The sequence below is a fragment of the Paenarthrobacter sp. CM16 genome (assembly GCF_013179505.1).
Classification (GTDB): Bacteria; Actinomycetota; Actinomycetes; order Actinomycetales; family Micrococcaceae; genus Arthrobacter.
Genome location: NZ_JABMCX010000386.1, coordinates 1 through 3,600, shown reverse-complemented (window position 1 = coordinate 3,600; position 3,600 = coordinate 1). Strand labels below are relative to the sequence as shown.

The window sequence follows — 3,600 nt, the reverse complement described above, 5'->3', positions numbered from 1 at the left end:
AAGGAAACGTCGTCCACTACCTTCTTGACGGAACCATCTGCCTGCGGGTATCCGACGCCGAGGTTGGTCACCTTGACCAGGTGGTGTTCGGTTCCGGCGTCGACGGCGGCCACGGACTTACGTGACTGTCGCGCCGTGGCGGGGTCCGTCGTCGTGCTTGATCCAGCAGAAGCGACAGCGCGGGTCTTGCGGTGCTTGATCTTTTCGCCGTCTTCCAGGGCGTCGCGGATGGCGTTGCCCAGAAGGACCAGGCCGCCGATGGTCAGCGCCATGGCCAGCGCGGGCCAGAGGAGCAGCATCGGGGTGAGGTAGACGTTCTTGAAGCCCTCGGAGAGCATGACGCCCCAGGTTGCCTTGGTGGGATCGCCCAAGCCAAGGAACTCAAGCCCGGACTGGATGGCGATGGCAACACCGGCAATTGCTGCGGTTTGGATGATGATGGGTGCCCGGACCACGGAGAAGATATGGCGGGCGATGATGCTGAGATCGGAAAGGCCGGAGACACGGGCGGCATCGACGTAAAGCTCGTTCCTGACCGACTGCACTGCGGTACGGGTGAGCCGGAAGTAGGACGGGCTGATCAGGATGCCGAAAGCTATCATCGAGATCCATACCGACGGGCCGAACGCTGCGCGGATGGTCAGCAGGACGATCAGGCCGGGCAGGCTCATGAGGATGCTGACTACCCAGTTCGAGACGGCCTCGAATTTGCCGGCGTAGTACCCGGCGATCAGGCCCGCAGGGAGTCCGATTGCGATCGCCACACCGGCACACAAAAGCGCGGACAACAACGTCAGCTGGGCGCCGAAGAGCAGGCGGCTCCAGGTATCGCGGCCTGCACTGTCCGTGCCCATGATGTTGACGGAGTCCGGAGCGGCCAGGGTCTTGGAGATGTTGGCGAAGTTCTCTTCGAAGGGCGCGATCACGGGTGCGAGGATGGCCAAAACAGTGATGGTCAGCAGGATCGCCAACGAGGCGATGCCCATGGGGTTCTTCAGGAGCCGGCGCATCACGGTGGAACGGACCACGGTGCCGCTCTGTCCGGCCCCGGGCTTCGCTGCGAGGCCCATGGAGTCTGCCGATACTGCTGTTGAATCTACGGAGTCGCTCATGAGACACGTACTTTCGGGTTGAGCCAACCATTGAGGATGTCCACCAGGAGGTTCACGACGATGACCACCACCACGGTGTACATCACCACTCCCATGACCACGGGAAGATCGGTTTGGGTCGTGGCAGTGACGGCCAGCGGACCCATGCCTGGCAGGGCGAAGATCTGCTCGATGATGACCACGCCGCCCAGCATGCCGATCAGTTGCAGGCTCAACACCGTCAGGCCCGCAGGTGCCGCGCTGCGAAGCACGTGCTTGAAGAGGATTTCGCGCTCCCCGATGCCGCGGCTGCGCAGCGTCCGGACGTAGTCACGCTCGAGCTGCTTGATCACGGCGCTGCGGATCTGCTGGGCACCACCGGTCACACCGTTGATCAGCAACGCGATCACCGGAAGCGTCATGGAATAGACCCAGGCCTCCGGGCCCACCCCCGGAGCGATGGTGCTGGTGGCGGGGAAGAAGCCCAGCTGGATGGCCAGGATGGTTACCAGGAAAACGCCGATCACGTACCCGGGGATGGAGTCCCCTACGATCGCGCCAACCTGCACCACCCTGTCCACCCAGCCGCGCTTGACGGCTGCGGCAACACCGATCAGTGCTGCGCAGATGGCGATCAGGATCATTGCGGTGAAGACCATGGTCATGGTCACCGGGATGCGGGTGGCCAGGGAGTTGGCCACCGGCTCCGAGGTGAACCAGGAGGCTCCAAGATTGCCTGTCACGGCATCGCCCAACCAGGCGAAGTATCGGACGAACAGTGGCTGATCGAGTCCCAGTTCCTGTTCTTTCAGGGCAACCTGTTCAGGTGTTGCCTGATCCCCCAGGATGTTCTGGGCAATACTTCCGCTGGAGGTGTACAGCAGGGTGAAGGTGAGGACCGAGACGACGAACAACACCACCAGCCCGCTGCCCAGTCTTTTCGCAATGAACTTGATCATGGGGTCCTACTTGGCAGGCGAGTAGTTGTAGATGGACGGAACGGCCTGCTGGGCCTGCGGCGTGACGTTCACTTTGTCGTTGTGGTAGTACATCTGGTTCACGCGGAACAGCGGAGCGAACCAGGCTTGTTCCACCACATACTTGTTCACTTCCTGGGCCAACTTGCCGGCATCGGCACCACCGGAGCGTACGGCCGCGATCTTGGCCTCGAGTTCAGGAGTGGTGTTCTTGAAGGGGTTGTAGAGGGCCTTGGTGGAGACAATCTGGTCAATGGCCACCGTGGGCTCGCCTTGGAAGAGGTTGAAGAAGAGTGCGTGGTACTTCTGTGCCGCAACGTCCGCGGTGAAGGTGTTGGTGATTGCCGCGCCCGGGTTCAACGTGATTCCCACGTCCGCCAGCTGCTGCTTCAGCACGGAGATCAGCGTTTCAGCACCGGGAAGGGTGGGAACATCGATGCTGACCTTGCCCTCGAAGCCGGACTCCTTGAGGAGTTGCTTGGCCTTGCCGGGATCGTAGCTGTAGTAGTTCTCCAGCTCTTCAGTCCAGGCACCGCTGTCCTTGCCGAACGGCTGGGTGGTGGGTGTGCCCTGGCCCAGCATGACCTGCTCCAGGATGGTCTTGCGGTCAAAGGCGTGGTTGATGGCCTGGCGCACCTTGACGTTGGCCAAAGCCGGGTTCTTGGTTCCATCGCGGTCAAGGAGGAGCAAGCCGGACCAGTCAACCTGGTTGGTTTCAAGCTTCATCCTGGCGCCCTCGGCCTGCTTGCCGTTCTTGGGGTCAAGCAGCGTGGCGTCAATCTGGCCGGACACCAAGGCGTTGGTGCGGGCAGTGGGGTCAGTCAGGATCTTCAAGGTCAGCTTCTGGAACTTCTGCAGGTCCTTGTTCCAGTAGCCTTCGCGGGCCGTAAAGACCGTCTGCGAATCCTTCACGGAGGCCGCCTTGTCCATCACGTAGGGGCCGGAGCCCACAGGTACGGTCTTGATGGCATCCGTGCCGAGGGCTGCCGGGCTTCCCATCAGGCCAGCGGCCTGGCTCAGGAAGTATTCCAGCGCCGGCTCTGCAGCGGTGAGGTTGATGTCGATGGTGTCTGCATCCACCACGGCGATGTCAGAGACAGAACCCAGCTGGGCCATCTGCGGGCCGTTGGCCTTCTTGAAGTGGTCCAGGTTGGCCTTGGCGGCAGTGGCGTCGAACTTGGCACCGTCGCTGAAAGTGACGTCCGTGCGGAGGTCAACCGTGAGTTTGGTGTTGGCGTCGTTGTACTTCCACGCCGTGGCCAGCATCGGGCTGAGCTTGCCGTCCGGTTCGCGAAGAATCAGGGAGTCGTATGCCGCCTGGTAGGGCTGGAGTGCGTGGCCAACATGTGCCTGTGCCGGATCCCAGGAAGTGATGTCCCGGAGGGTACCCAACGTCAGTGCCGTAACGGTCTTGCTGCCGCCGGTTGAACCGGTTCCAGCGCCGGCACCGCCGCCGCCGCACGCGGTGAGCGCCAGGGAGGCGCTGAGAACGATGGCAGCTGCTGCCGCCTTGGGACCTAACTTCATTGTCG

At 62.3% G+C, this 3,600-nt stretch carries 3 protein-coding genes; all 3 read right to left on the bottom strand.

Translation table 11 applies throughout. The annotated features are described in order from the left end of the window. The coding region (locus HP499_RS22155) for an ABC transporter permease (protein WP_172326252.1) at positions 1-1,112 on the bottom strand (1,112 nt) is incomplete at its 3' end. Continuing rightward, a complete protein-coding gene (locus tag HP499_RS22150) occupies positions 1,109-2,050 on the bottom strand; it encodes an ABC transporter permease (RefSeq protein WP_172326251.1) in 942 nt (313 codons plus the stop codon). The genes HP499_RS22155 and HP499_RS22150, both read right to left, overlap by 4 nt. Positions 2,051-2,056: 6 nt before the next feature. Beyond that, positions 2,057-3,600: ABC transporter substrate-binding protein (locus tag HP499_RS22145; RefSeq protein ID WP_253951742.1), on the bottom strand; the 1,544-nt coding region annotated here is incomplete at its 5' end.